The organism is Azospirillum oryzae (assembly GCF_008364795.1).
Lineage (GTDB): Bacteria > Pseudomonadota > Alphaproteobacteria > Azospirillales > Azospirillaceae > Azospirillum > Azospirillum oryzae.
Genome location: NZ_VTTM01000004.1, coordinates 84,914 through 97,989, shown reverse-complemented (window position 1 = coordinate 97,989; position 13,076 = coordinate 84,914). Strand labels below are relative to the sequence as shown.

The window sequence follows — 13,076 nt, the reverse complement described above, 5'->3', positions numbered from 1 at the left end:
CGCTTCGGTGCGGAACGCGCCGGCATCGACGGGCAGCCGCTCAGGCCCCGCCCACTGCCACCCCCTACACAACAATCCGCACCGGCACCCCCTTCGCCGCCGGCGTCTTCGACGCCTCGTCGTGGTACCATAGCGGAATCAGCGGGTTCATCTCCGGGTAGTACGCCCCGACGCAGCCGCGCGGCAGGTGGAAGGGAGTCACCGTCAGCCCGCCCACCCGGCGGTCGACATCGTCGCCGGCATCGCTCGCCAGCGCGACCACCTGACCCTCGCGCAAGCCCGCCGCGGCGATGTCGAGCGGGTTCATCAGCAGCACGTCGCGGGTGCCCTCGATCCCGCGCAGGCGGTCGGAATAGCCGTAGATCGTCGTGTTGAACTGGTCGTTCGACCGCATCGTCATCAGCCGCCAGCGCCCCGGCGCATCCTCGAAGCCGATGGCGCGCAGGCGGCCCGGCGGGGTGAAGTGGGCCTTGCCGGACTCGGTCTTCCAGATCCGCTCGCGCGCCGGATTGCCGCGGTAGAAGCCGCCGGGGGTGAAGACCCGTTCGTTGAAGCGGTGGAACTGGTCGGGATAGGTCTCCTCGATCAGCGCGCGGATGCGGCGGTAATCGGCCACCCACGCGTCCCACGTCACCTTCGGGTTGGGCGGCAGGGTCGCCTTGGCCATGCCGGCGACGATGGCGACCTCCGACTTCAGGTGCGGGCTGGCCGGCGTGTTGTTGCCAAGCGAGCCGTGGATGCAGCTCAGGCTGTCCTCCATCGTTACCGCCTGCGCGCCGCTCTCCTGCATATCCTCCTCCGACCGGCCGAGGCAGGGCAGCAGATAGGCGACCTCGCCGTTGATCAGGTGGCTGCGGTTCAGCTTGGTCGCGATCTGCACGGTCAGACGCATGCGGGTCCAGGCCGCCTCCATCCGCTCGCGTTCGGGGATCGCGCGGACGAAGTTGCCGCCGAGGCCGATGAAGGCCTTCACCTCGCCCGACAGGATCTTCTCGCAAGCCTTGACGGTATTCATCCCCTCCTTGCGCGGCGGTTCGAAGCCGAACTGCCCGGCCAGCCGGTCGAGCGGCACCAGCTCCGGCTTTTCGGAGATGCCGACGGTGCGCTGTCCCTGGACGTTGGAATGACCGCGCACGGGGGAGATGCCCGCGCCGTCGCGGCCGATGTTGCCCTTCAGCAGCCATAGATTGACGAGCGCCGCCAGCGTCTCCGACCCGTGCACCTGCTGGGTCAGGCCCATGCCGTACATGGCGATGGAACGGTCGGCCTCGACATAGATGTCGGCGGCCTGCTTCAGGTCGGCGCGGGTCAGGCCGGATTCCTCCTCGATCTGCTCCCAGCCGATGGCGTTGACCCGCGCCTTCATCTCCTCGAAGCCGACGGTGTGCTGGGCGATGAAATCGGGGTCGAGGACATGCTTGCCCTCCCGCTGCCGTTCCTCCTCCGCCGCCAGCACATGCTTGATCAGGCCGGTGATCGCCGCGATGTCGCCGCCGGCCTTCAACTGGAAATACAGGGTGGAGATCTGGGTTTCCTTGCCGGTCAGCATCTCCAGCGGGCTTTGCGGATTGCGGAAGCTTTCCAGCCCCTTTTCCCGCACGGGGTTGAAGGTGACGATCTTCGCCCCGCGCTTCACCGCCTCCTGCAACGGATGGAGCAGGCGGGGGCTGTTCGACCCGGTGTTCTGCCCAAAGAAGAAGATGGCGTTGCAGCTGTCGAAATCGTCCAGCACGCATGTACCGACCGGCGAGCCGATGACCTTCTTCAAGCCAACCGAGGTCGTCTCGTGGCACATGTTGGAGCTGTCGGGCAGATTGTTGTGCCCATAAAGCCGCGCGAACAGCGCATAGAGATATGAGGTCTCCAGGCTGGCGCGGCCCGACGAATAGAACACCGCCTGTTCGGGGTCGATGGCGCGCAGCTCCGCCCCGATGGCGGCGAAGGCCTCGTCCCAGCCGCAGGGCACATAGCGGTCGCTTGCCCGGTCATAGCGCATGGGGTGGGTCAGCCGCCCCTGCTGTTCCAGGTCGTAATCCTTCCAGCCCTTCAACTCGGTGACGGTGTGCTCTGTGAAGAAGTCGGGCGTGCAGCGCCGGCTGGTCAGTTCCCAGATCGTCGCCTTGGCCCCATTCTCGCAGAACTCGAAGGTGTGCGGCTTGGCCGGTTTGGCCCAGGCGCAGGACACGCACATGAAGCCGCCGGGCTTGTTCTGCCGGCGCAGCGTGTCGAGCACGGCGGGGGTCGGCCGTTCCTCTCCCATGATGCGGGCCATCGACCCGACCGAACCCCAGCCACCGGCCGGACCGTCGTAATGCGGGGTGTCGTTGTCGTCCGACAGTCCGTCGATGCTCATGGGATGCGTCTCTTGCTGCTTGCGGGGCATGTCTTGCGGGGGGCTGCCTGCGTCCGTCTCCAGTCCAACCCTTCAGAGGCCATCCGGTTCCGGCCCATTTCTCCATCGCCTCGCCCAGTGCCTTCTTCATGCTGTCATGCTGAAGACAACCGGATTTGGAATGATCGTTTTCGGCAAGCATGTATCGGCCGCGCCATGGCTTGTCGCTGCGACGCGAACGGCATCCAAATACCAGACCAGATCTCCGAAGTCATATGACCGAAACGACTTCGCCTCCTGACAGTTAACAGTACATTTCAGACGCTGGTGTCCTGATTTGGCATCTTGCACCCCGGATGCCGGTCTTGAAGTGGACTGCATTGCCATGTCGAATGCACAGGGATTGCGGGATTCCAAAGCTTGGCCACTGGTGATCCAACCGATCTGGGACCGGCTGGACCAGGCGGTCATCATTACCGACCGGGCTCTTGCCGCGCCGGGGCCGGTCATCCGCTATGTCAACGGGGCCTTCACGCGCATCACCGGCTATCGCGCGGATGAAGTGATCGGCCGGTCGCCCCGCATGCTGCATTGCGGGCGCACCGACAAGCCGGTGTCCGCCGCCATCATGCGCGACCTGCTGGACGGCCGGTTCGCCCGCGGGACCCTGGTCAACCGGCGTAAGGACGGCAGCGAATATCTGTGCTCGATGGTCATCGCCCCCCTGATCGGACCCAGCGGCGAGACCGAGCATTTCATCTGTGTCGCCGACGAGTTGAAGGAGGATCGGTCGTCATCGGCTTTCCAGCGTCTTTACGACGAACTTGAGCGGGCGCAGACGCTGATCGAAGATCTGGAACGCCGGCAGACGGAGACGGACTCCGTGATCGCACGCCAGCGCTGCGAGTTGAACGCCTTGACTGTGCGGCACGACGCAACCCTTCTGCAACTGGATCAGGTGCAGGAACGTCTGGCACTGCGCGAGAGCGCATTGGATCGGTTCAGCAAGGCTTCCAACGAGTCGAGCACCGAGCTGCGGGCCTCCCGGGAAGAGCTGCGCATTATGGGCGAGGAACTGCGCATCTCGCTGAAGCAGGTCGAGGAAGCCAACGCCCATCTCGCCAAATCCAACGAGGAACTGCAACGTCTCCGTGCCGCCGATGCCGCCAAGCTCCGGCTTCTCGCTTCGGCCAGCCATGACCTGCGCCAGCCGGTGATGTCGATGGGGCTGTTCCTGGACGTGCTGCGCCATCGGCTCGGCGACGCCGAACGGCCGATCCTGGGCGGGCTTTTGGCGGCGCATCTGTCGATCCGTACCCTGCTGGACGGCATGTTGGACACCGCGCGGCTTGATGCCGGGGCGCTTGAACCGGCCATCGAGCCGGTGCCGATGCCGGTCATGTTCGAAAGCATCGCAGGCGAGTTCGCCATACAGGCGGAGATGCGTGGGATCCGCTTCCGTGTCGTCCCCTGTCATGCCGAGGTGCTCAGCGATGCGCAGCTTCTGGAGCGTATCCTGCGCAACCTTCTCGCGAATGCGCTGAAGTACACCGCTTCGGGAACCATCCTGCTGGGCTGCCGCCGCTGCCGCGACGCGCTGGGGCGGCGCTGTCTGCGCATCGAGGTGTGGGACACCGGCCCCGGCATCGAGGAGGCCAACCAGGCCGCTATCTTCGAAGAATTCCGTCAACTCGACACCACCAGTCGTGACCGGCGGCGCGGGGTCGGGCTCGGCCTCGCGATCGTCTCGCGGCTGGCCCGTCAACTCGACCATCGGATCGGGTTGCGGTCCTGTCCGGGGCGGGGGTCGGTCTTCTCGGTCACGGTGCCGCTTGTGCAGCAGTCCGGTGGCCGTCGGAGCAGGAGGCGAGGCGTCCGGGGAAGGCGGCGCAGCACCGCTGGAAACGGTATCCAATGACGGCTATGCCACCTTCGATTTGATTACTCCTTAGCCCCTTGCGCCTTGAGGCCAGCCGGATGGGGTGGTTCATCCTCGCTGTCATTTGGCCCTACTCTCGCTAAGGAGACCCACGAAATCGGTGGGAGATTACACCTGAATCAAGCTGAGAAGAGGAACAAACGTGGATCATCATGGGCAGTACGCTCAAGGCTCTCTGGAGCAGGACATGGTGTCTGACCGTCGGACCCCCTCCGACGATCCGCTCAAGTTCCTGATTGTCGACGATCATGCGCTGGTTCGTTACGGCCTGTCGCTGGCCCTGCGGCAGCGCTACGAGCATGTCGCGATCGTCGAGGCGGGTTCGCTGGCCGAGGCCGTGCGCAAGGTGCGCTCTGAGCCGGACCTCGCCGCCATCCTCTACGACCTTCAGATGAGCGACAGCGACGAACACAGCGGCCTGACCGACATGCTGGAGGCGGCCGGCGACGTGCCGCTGATCGTCGTCTCCGGAACGACCGACGTCAATGTCATCGCGTCCTGCATCCGCGCCGGCGCGCGTGGCTTTGTCCACAAGGGCTGCGAGGGCGTGGTGCTCGACCAGGCGCTGCCGATCGTGCTGGAGGGCGGCATCTTCGCACCGGCACCGCCGACGTCGCCCGACGGCAGGCCGGTCCGCATCGCGCTGGGCTCCGCCGCCGCGCCGGTGCGCAGCGAAAGCGAAGCGGTCAGCGGCCTGACCGAACGTCAGCGCGAGGTGTTGCGCCTTCTGCTGGAAGGCCGGTCGAACAAGGAGATCGCCCGCTCGCTGGGGGTGCTGGAGGGCACCATCAAGGTGCATCTGCGCACGGTGATGCAGCGGCTGGGCGTGCGCAACCGCACCCAACTGGCGCTGGCCACCGTGAAGGCGGGGATCAGGCTGTCGTCCTGAGTGGGCTTGCCGGTCAGACTTATTGCGGAGTCGGGCCGATGCCGCGCTGCTGGGCGGCGTCCAACAGGCTGACCAGTTCGCCCGACACCCACCAGCGGCAGCGGCGGCGTTCCTCGGTGGCGACGGTGACGACGCGCTCGATCAGCTTGCTTTCGGCGGCGCTCAGTTCGCGCCCGTCGCGCAGCGCCCGCTCGGCGATGGCCAGCAGTGTCTTGTCGATGGCGGTCACCTCGATGGGATAGCCGGTTTCTTCCGCCAATTCGCAAAGCTCGGCCATGGCCGACAGCGCGTCCTCCCGGCCATAGGCGCCGATCTGCCGGAACAGGCCGGCCAGATGCTCGCCGATCGCCGTCAGCCAGGGGTTGGTCGAAGCGGCGATGCCGCGGCGGCGAAGCCGGTGGTTGAAGCCGTTGATGAAGCGCACCGGGTCGATCAGCGGCCGGGCCGAACTGCTGGCGTTCAGCGTCAGCAGGCGGTGGCTCAGCACCGGCACCACCTCTCCCTCCACCAGCCCGGTCACCCGGCCGACGGCGGCGGACACCGCCGCCCAGTTGCGCCCGCCGCGCTCGACGCCGAAGCCCTGAAGCGCGTCGTACCAGCGGAAGGCGCGCTCCTGCAGCCGGTCCACCGTCTCGCCGGCGGTCAGCTGCGGCGGGGCGGGGCGGCCGAGATGCAGGTCCTCCAGCTTCTGGCGCAGGCATTGCCAGGCGAACTGAACATGCCCGACCGCCGCCTCGACCAGAGCCGGGTTGGGCGACAGGCCATGGAGCGCCAGCGCCTGATCGGGATCGCGCGATCCGTTCAACAGGGCCAGGGCGTAGTGCATCGCACCGTCCGCCCCACCACCCGTGGCGGCGCCGCGCTCCGCCATCTCCGACACGATGTGCAGAATGCCGATGGTGTCGCGCGGACGGACGGCGCCCTTCCACAGCGGGGCATGGTCCAGCATGGCGTCCAGCATCGCCAGATCGCCGAACGACAGTGGCGCCACGCCGGCCAGTCCGCGCTTGCGCAGCAGGGTGATCCGCTCGGCGTTGGCGGTCGCCAGCAGCGGTCCGGCCGCGCCGCGCCGGTGCAGGATTTCCAGCGAACGGATGCGAAGCTCCTCCGCCCACTCCGCGGCGGCGGGGGAGGCGAGGACGGCGTCGAGCGGATTTTCGCTGGCGCGGTCGGCGATGTCGGCCTGGACCCGCCCGGCAAGCTCACGCAGATGCGGCAGCAGGGCGAACCACCAGGCGCTGGCGTCGACCACATGCATGCAGCCGGGCGGCCGGCTTTCCGCCAGCATCAGCGCATCGGTGCGCAGCATCACCGGGTCGAACCAGCCGGTCCAGATGCGCCGGGCATGTTCGGTGCGCGGGCCGTTCAGCATGGCGACGATCAGGCGGCCGACCTCCACCGTCATCTGGTCGTCTTCCAGATGGCCTGCCTGCACCAGTTCGAACAGCTTGGACTTCTGCGCCCGGTCCAGCGGGGCCAGGATCGCCTTGACCTTGTCGAGGCTGACGGCTGCCGGATCCGGTTCCACCGCGTGGAGCGGAACGGTCTGAAGGGAGGCGCTGCGGTTGGGGCGGCCGGCCATGGCGTTCACGGGCGCTGCTGAGTCGCGGCAATTTTAGGTACTGGCACCAATGATTGCTACTGGTATGTCGTGACATATTCTGTCGAGCTGTGTCGGAGCTGTGCCGCGCTTGCGGTTTGCCGCTTTTCGCCACCGGCCGCAGGCACATGAAACGAGATGTATCAAATGCAGCCTAAATTTATTTCATTTAAGCGCTAAATCGCACCTTCACACCCGACGGTCGTAGACCCATTATTCGGGTAGGCCACGCGTCCAGCATCAAGGCGCCCCGATGATTCCCCAGAAGCTTGCCGACACGAACTCCAGGTTGTTTTCCGTCATGACCCAAGTCGACACCCGGAAGGCCGAACAGGTGGTGGACGACTTCGTCGCCCGTCTCGCCGCGGCGGGCCTGCCCGATGGAGAGCGCGCCGAGGTCTACGAGGCGGCGCTGAAGCGCCTGATGGGCCACCTGATCGAGCAGGAAGGCTGGCTGGCCGAGGAATTCACCGCCGCCGCCCGGTCGCTCGGCGCCTACTGACCGCCGCACCACCGCTCCTTCCCATCGCGGGCCGCCCGTCCAATTCCGGACCGGCGGCCTTTCGTGTTTCCGGGGGAGGGCAGCGCCTCCCCCGCCGGTCGCCCTCACCGTTCGTTGAAGCTGTCGGACAGGGCGAAGTAGATCGGTTTCAGCAGATATTCCAGCAGCGACCGCTCGCCGGTGGGCATCTCCACCTGGGTGGTCATGCCGGGCAGAACCGGATGCTGGACGTCGTCGCGGCCGACATGGTTGCGGCTGAGCGCCACGACCGCCTTGTAGTAGGGGCGCTTCTGCTCGTCCAGGAAGGTGGAGGCGGAGATGCGCTGCAGCGTGCCGGTGATGGCGCCGTAGCGGGCAAAGTCGTAGGTCAGCACCTTCACCGTCGCCTCCTGCCCGACCTGGAGATGGCCGACGTCGCGCGGGGTGACGTGCGCCTCCACCGTCATCTCGTGGTCGACCGGGACGATCTGCATCAGCACGCCGCCTTCCGGCACCACGGCGCCGATGGTGTTGACCCGCAGATCCTGCACCAGCCCGCGCACCGGCGACGGCACGGTCAGCCGCTCGGCGCGGTCGTCCAGTTTGGCGCGGGCCTCGCGCAGTTGGGCGATCTCGGCGGTGACGGTGCCCATCTCGGTCACGGCGTCCTGCGACAGCTTGGCCGACTGGTCGAGGATGCGGTTGCCGGCCTCGGTGATCGCCTGTTGGGTGGCGATGATCTGGCCCTCGATCCGCCGCTGCTCGCCCATCAGGCGCGACTGCTCGCGCTGGGTTTCCAGCGACTGCAGCTTCGACGACAGGCCCATGGATTCCAGCCTGTTGCGGATGTCGACCGATCCGGTGATGAAGGTGATCTGGTCCTTGATGTTGGCCAGCTGCCCTTCATACAGCGCCAGCTCGGCCTCGCGCTGCGACACCTGGGCCTGCAGCACGGCGATGGCGGTGTCGCGCGCCTTGCGCTGGGTGTCGTAGATCAGGCGCTGGTCGGCGATTTGCGCCTCCTTTTGGGCCTCCGCCTGTGGCGTTCCGGGACCGGCGACGCGGGCGAAATCGGGCTCCCGTCCGGCGGCGAAGGCGCGCAGCCGCTCCGCCCGCAGCTCCAGCGTCAGCAGGCGGGCGTTCATCTGCTCGCGCTCGGCCCGGACCTGCTTGGGATCGAAGACGATCAGCGGCTGGCCGGCCTCGACCAGATCGCCCTCCTTGACCAGGATGGCCGACACGATGCCGCCTTCCAGATGCTGGACGACCTGGGAGTTGCCGGACGGCACCACCTGCCCGGCGGTGACGACGGCCTCTTTGACCGGCATCAGCGTGGCCCAGGTCAGCAATGCTGCCAGCAGCAGGACCAGCACGAGGATGGTCGCACGGACCAGCGACAGCGTCGCGTCGTCGGCGCTGAGCGATTTGCCGGTGGGGCGGGCGAGGTCTGAAGCGGCCATCTGCGGATCACACTGAAATCGAGGAGGAAGGAGCGAAACGGGTCAGCGTTGCGGCGTGGCGGCGACGCCGGGCGGGCGTTGCAGCCCGATCCCGCCCAGCAGTGCCCCGGCGATGCCGTTGGCGACGCTGCTGCCACCCCCCGGACCAACCGGTCGGGGACCGGGCAGGCCGCCGGCCGGGTTGGCGGGTGCGATCATGCCGGCATCCATGGTCAGCACCGTGTCGGCCAGCGTCAGATGGCTCGGCCGGTGGGTGACCAGGAAGATGGTGCTGTGGCCGCGCAGCGCGGCCAGCGCCGCGTGCAGGGCCTTGTCCCCCTCGAAATCCAGCCGGCTGGCCGGCTCGTCCAGCAGCAGGATGCGCGGACGGCGGATATAGGCGCGGGCCAGGCAGATCTTCTGCGTCAGGCTGGGCGACAGGCGCAGCGACTGGTTGTCGCCGATGCGGGTGTCCAGCCCCCGCGGCAGCGCCTCCACCTCGTCCAGCGCGCCGGCCAGCGACAGCGCCCAGCGCAGCTCGGCCTCGTCGGCGGTCTGGTCGGCGAAGCGCAGGTTCTGGGCGATGGTGCCGTAGAACAGCGAGCTGGCCTGCGGCACATAGCCGATGGACTTGCGCAGGTCGACCGGGTCCATCTGGCGGATGTCGACGCCGTCGATCCGCACATTGCCGGCCTGCGGCGCATAGAGCCCCAGCATCACCTTCAGCAGCGACGACTTGCCGGCGCCGTCCGAACCGACGATGGCGACGATCTGCCCCGGCTTGACGGTAAAGGTCACGCCGACCAGCGCCGGATCGGCGTCGTTGCGATAGCGCAGCGAAACGCGGGAGAAGGAGACCTCGCCCTTCAGCTTGCGCGGCTGCAGGGTGGCACAGCGCGGCTCGCGTTCCGGCCGGATGTTCATCAGGCCGTTGATCTGGCGGGCGTTGGCGCGCAGCTGCTCGATGCGTGGCAGCATGGAGACGGCGGTCTGCAGCGGCACCATCACCCGCCACAGCAGCATCATCGACGCCATCAGCGCGCCCGGCGTCATGGCGCCGGCGAAGACCTGCAAGGCGCCGACGCCGACGGTGGCGAGCCCGGCGATCGGCACCACCAGCCCGGCCAGCGCCGCATGGGTCGCCGACAGGTTGGCGGCGGTGTGGCCCGACCGCGCGGTGCGGGCCGACAGCCGGTCATAGCGGTCGCGCCAGTGGGCCAGCCCGCCGATGGCGCGCAGGGCCGGCATCTTGGCGACCATCTCCACGAAGAACTCCTGCCGCTCGGTGTCGGCCCGCGCGGTGGTGCCGGTGCGGGCGCGTACCAGCGGATGGACGGCGGCGCCGATGGCGGCGGTCACCAGCACGGCGGCCAGCGGCACCAGCGCCAGCGGCCCGCCCAGCATGGCCATCACCCCCAGATAGAACAGGGCGAAGGGCACGTCGAACAAGGCCGCGACCTGCCCCTGGCTGATGAAGTCGCGGATCGACTCCAGATCCTTCACCCGGGCGATCTGCGTGCCGATGGCGGCGCGCTCGCTCAACCCCACCGGCAGCATCAGGATGCGCTCGATGGTGGCGTTGCTGATGCTGCGGGCGATGCGCGACCCGGCATGGGCCAGCGCCCGGCCGCGGATCTGGCGCAGGGCGAAATCGCCGGCGATCACCAGGAACGCGCCGACGGCGATGGTCGCCAGCGTGTCGAAGGATCCGGTGCCGATGACCTTGTCGTAGATCGCCATGGTGAAGAGCGGCGCGGCGACGGACAGCAGGTTGATGACCGCGCTCAGCCCCAGCACGGCCCACAGCAGCGGCAGATAGGCATGGATGACCGTGCCGACCCAGTTCTGGTTGCCGGCGCCGGCCGCCGCCTCCAGCGGGGTGAAGACAAAGGCGGTGCCCTTGCCGAAATTCAGCAACACCGTCTCGCGTGACCGGCCGCTGAAGGCGGTGACGCCGTCGGCGTCGGCGGACAGCAGGGTGTAGATGCCGCCGTCGCGGGCCTGGAACAGGCAGGGCAGCACCGACGGCTCCGGCCGGCCGAGATCGAAGCGCAGGCTGCGCCCGTCGAAATGCAGGCGCTGGAGCACGTCACACAGCTCCTCAACCGTCTGCACCTCGGAGAAGTGGGGCAGTGCCTCCGCCAGCGTCTGCGGCGCGCCGCGCCATCCCAGCGCGTCCAGCAGCGGGACCATGCAGGCGCCGACCGCCGACGCTTCGGCCAGCCGGCGGCGCAGGATGTCGCCGTCGTCGTGGGCGGCGCGGATCGGCTCCGCGGCGGTCCTGGCCTCCGCCTCGGCAGCCGGGGAGGGGGCGGCGGTGACCAGGGCCGGCTGCCCGCCGACGCTCCCGGCATCCGGGTTGCGGGTGACGGCATGGCCGTCGACGATCTGCACCACCCGGTCGGCCAGCGACAGCAGCGACGGACGGCTGGTGACCAGCAGGATGGTGACGCTGCCGCGCAACTCGTCCAGCGCGCGGCGGAACGCCTTGTCGGACTCGACGTCGAGGGAGGAGTTCGGCTCGTCCAGCAGCAGCACCGCCGGCTCGCGCACCAGCGCGCGGGCAAGGCAGATCAACTGGCGGGCGCCGCGCGGCAGCGCCTCCTGCGAGGCGTCGCCGACGATGGTCTCATAGCCCTGCGGCAGGCTGGCGATGCGGCGGTCGAGGCCCAGCCGGCGGCAGACCTCCATCGCCAGATCGGCCCGGCCGGGGTCGAACAGGGTCAGGTTCTGCAGGATGGTGCCTTTGAACAGCTCCGGATGCTCGCCGACATAGACGACGCCGCCGATGCCGATCATGGCATCGGCCTCGGTCAAGGCGCGCACGCCGACCCGCACCTCGCCCGAACTCGGCCGCAGCACGCCCAGGATCAGGCGCAGCAGCGTGGTCTTGCCCGAACTGTTGGTCGCCACCACGCCCAGGAACTCGCCCGGCCCGACGCTCAGCGACAGGCCGCTCAGGATCTCCGGCCCGCGATCGTAGGCGAAGCGGACCTTGTCCATCTCGATGGAGCCGGGGGCCAGCGGCGTGGTGACCGCGCCCTCGGACTTGCCGCCCGCTTCGGTCTTGCCCGGCTGCGCCGCGGCGCCGTCAACTCCGACCTCCAGCAGGACATGGCCGATGCGGCGCAGGGCCAGCGACACCGACTGGTAGCGGACCCAGCGGTCGAACAAGGCCTGCACCGGCTGCACGCAGCGTCCGGCCAGCATCGAGCAGGCGGTGAGCACGCCGGTGGTCATCGCCCCGTCGATCACCGAAACGCTGCCCAGGATCACCACCAGCATCATCGTCGCCTGCGCCAGCGTGGCGGCGACGACCGAGGCCGTGCCGCTGAGCCGCGCGACGGTGAAATCCTCCTCGCTGCAGCCCTGCTGCAGGCGTTCGTGGCGGCGCAGCAGGCCGGCCTCGGCCCCCAGCCCCTTCACGGTATGGACGCCGGCCAGCACCTCGCTGATGAAATTCAGGCGCCGCTCCTCCAGCGTGTGGCGGCTTTCCAGCGCCCGGCGCATCCGCCGGCCAAGCACGGCGCCGACGATCAGGAACAGCGCCAGCACCGCCACCGGGATCACCGCCAGCCAGCCCGCCAGCAGGGCGATCAGCCCCAGGTAGAGAACGGCGAAGGGAATGTCGATGGCCGACTGCAGCGCCTGGCCCGAATAGAATTCCCGCACCATCTTGATGGCGCGGTAGACCTCGAAATGGGTGCCGATCCCCTGCTGGGAAAAGGCGTTGAGCGGCATGTGCATCAGCCTGTCGATCAGCGACGCGCTCGACCGATGCTCGATCCTGGCGCCCATCCAGGTGGTCAGCGCCGAGCGCGCGACGCGCAGGATCGCCTCCATCACCGCCGCCGCCCCGCAGCCGAGGCCGAGCAGAAGCATGGTTCCGTACGACTCGTTCGGCAGGATGCGGTCGTAGACGTGCAGCAGCGTGACCGGCAGCGCCAGCGCGAAGATGTTCAGCGCGAAGGACGCCAGAACCAGCATCGCCCGGTCGCGGCGCGGCCCCAGCATGCCGGACAGCAGGCGTCGGGCCGCCTTTTCGGCCGCCCGGTCGCTGCCGGGGGACGCATTTGCCGCGGCGGTGCGCGGTGCGGTGCGGATGGTGGACGGGGCTGCGGACTGCAAGACGACCAACCTGTTCACGGAGTTAACCGGGCGCTAATCAACACCACAATTGCTAGTGATAGGTAAATCCGCGAATAGCAACAAAAGGCAACCGAGTGACAAAATGTGTTCCGCCGGGCGCTTCCGAGCTTGCGCGGAAGTGGTGGAAAACCAAGCGTTTCAAGGCGGTTTCGTGTCGTCGAGCACAGGCGGCGAAATGGTTTCGATCGTCGTTTCAGCATCCAACATGTTGAAACTCATCACAGGATGTTTCTTATCACAAGCAAGT

The 13,076-nt window shown here is 67.9% G+C and carries 7 protein-coding genes; 3 read left to right on the top strand and 4 right to left on the bottom strand.

Annotation, left to right across the window (positions count from 1 at the left end; genetic code table 11):
• Positions 1 to 64 precede the first annotated feature (64 nt).
• Entirely contained in the window at positions 65 to 2,353 is a 2,289-nt protein-coding gene (locus FZ938_RS13920) for an FdhF/YdeP family oxidoreductase (protein WP_149199091.1), read from the bottom strand.
• 364 nt (positions 2,354 to 2,717) lie between these two features.
• Between FZ938_RS13920 and FZ938_RS13915 the strand changes: the two genes are divergently transcribed.
• Together FZ938_RS13915 and FZ938_RS13910 are read left to right on the top strand one after the other, a co-directional pair.
• Positions 2,718 to 4,250, top strand: coding sequence for a PAS domain-containing sensor histidine kinase (locus tag FZ938_RS13915; RefSeq protein ID WP_149199090.1), 1,533 nt, complete (start codon positions 2,718 to 2,720; stop codon positions 4,248 to 4,250).
• 208 nt (positions 4,251 to 4,458) lie between these two features.
• Positions 4,459 to 5,160, top strand: coding sequence for a LuxR C-terminal-related transcriptional regulator (locus tag FZ938_RS13910; protein ID WP_149199089.1), 702 nt, complete (start codon positions 4,459 to 4,461; stop codon positions 5,158 to 5,160).
• A gap of 19 nt (positions 5,161 to 5,179) precedes the next feature.
• Here FZ938_RS13910 and FZ938_RS13905 read toward each other — a convergent pair whose 3' ends face one another.
• Complete coding sequence (locus FZ938_RS13905) at positions 5,180 to 6,742, bottom strand: hypothetical protein (RefSeq protein WP_149199361.1); 1,563 nt, start codon at positions 6,740 to 6,742, stop codon at positions 5,180 to 5,182.
• Between the two features lie 319 nt (positions 6,743 to 7,061).
• On the opposite strand from FZ938_RS13905, the gene FZ938_RS13900 reads away from it, so the two are divergent.
• Positions 7,062 to 7,262: a hypothetical protein gene (locus FZ938_RS13900; RefSeq protein ID WP_149199088.1), complete on the top strand. Its 201-nt coding sequence runs from the start codon at positions 7,062 to 7,064 to the stop codon at positions 7,260 to 7,262.
• A 104-nt stretch (positions 7,263 to 7,366) separates the two neighbouring features.
• Here FZ938_RS13900 and FZ938_RS13895 read toward each other — a convergent pair whose 3' ends face one another.
• Together FZ938_RS13895 and FZ938_RS13890 are read right to left on the bottom strand one after the other, a co-directional pair.
• Positions 7,367 to 8,701 carry an HlyD family type I secretion periplasmic adaptor subunit gene (locus FZ938_RS13895; protein WP_149199087.1) on the bottom strand — a complete coding sequence of 445 codons (1,335 nt, stop codon included), beginning with the start codon at positions 8,699 to 8,701 and terminating at the stop codon, positions 7,367 to 7,369.
• A gap of 42 nt (positions 8,702 to 8,743) precedes the next feature.
• The gene (locus FZ938_RS13890; protein WP_246457216.1) at positions 8,744 to 12,808 is read right to left on the bottom strand and encodes a peptidase domain-containing ABC transporter; all 4,065 of its coding nucleotides are present in this window, start codon (positions 12,806 to 12,808) and stop codon (positions 8,744 to 8,746) included.
• Between the last annotated feature and the right edge of the window lie 268 nt (positions 12,809 to 13,076).

Excerpts from the sequence above, each read along its gene's own strand:
- FZ938_RS13910 (WP_149199089.1), top strand. The coding sequence starts at position 4,459 with ATGGTGTCTGACCGTCGGACCCCCTCCGACGATCCGCTCAAGTTCCTG.
- FZ938_RS13900 (WP_149199088.1), top strand. The coding sequence starts at position 7,062 with ATGACCCAAGTCGACACCCGGAAGGCCGAACAGGTGGTGGACGACTTC.
- FZ938_RS13920 (WP_149199091.1), bottom strand. The coding sequence starts at position 2,353 with ATGAGCATCGACGGACTGTCGGACGACAACGACACCCCGCATTACGAC.
- FZ938_RS13895 (WP_149199087.1), bottom strand. The coding sequence starts at position 8,701 with ATGGCCGCTTCAGACCTCGCCCGCCCCACCGGCAAATCGCTCAGCGCC.
- FZ938_RS13905 (WP_149199361.1), bottom strand. The coding sequence starts at position 6,742 with ATGGCCGGCCGCCCCAACCGCAGCGCCTCCCTTCAGACCGTTCCGCTC.
- FZ938_RS13915 (WP_149199090.1), top strand. The coding sequence starts at position 2,718 with ATGTCGAATGCACAGGGATTGCGGGATTCCAAAGCTTGGCCACTGGTG.